The 466-nt window shown below is 65.5% G+C and carries 1 pseudogene; it reads right to left on the bottom strand.

What is annotated here, in order from left to right:
• A pseudogene (locus AC1D0P_RS29135) lies at positions 1 to 466 on the bottom strand (hypothetical protein); the annotation flags it as partial.

The following is a 466-nucleotide window of genomic DNA, read 5'->3' as shown; positions in this document are numbered from 1 at the left end:
ATCCTTGCCCGTCGCGGTCCGCTCGGTATTGATCGATTCCGACACTGTCGGCCGGAGAATGAAGGAGCCCATCCGGATGCCCGGTGTCAGCCCGTCATCGACCATGCGCGGCCTGTTATCATCGACCTTCTGGTCGCGCATGTTCTGGCGGCGCAGTTCTTTCAGCGTCGCCGCATCGGCAATGGCGTTGAAATCGGCGCTCGGATCGAAATCGGGGTCGGCCGAAGTGACCGCGTCCTGTCCGGGCCTGCCGTTGCGGTCGGTATTGCCGGTGTCGGAATCGTCCGCCGTCGAGTCGTTGTTCGGATCCTGCGCCTGCTGATCCGGTGTCGTGGCGGTCAGCGGCTGGTTGAGCCGGTTCGATGCGCCGGTATCTGTCGGCGTCGCCGATTGCGCCGCCGCATGCCCGGCCGTGAGCAATGCCGCCAGTACGGCCGCCGACAGGCCTGCCGAAACGAGTTTGGCG

Source organism: Polaromonas sp. P1_G2, from assembly GCF_056405515.1.
The sequence above is the reverse complement of the archived record's forward strand: the minus strand, read 5'-3'. Positions and strand labels throughout refer to the sequence as shown.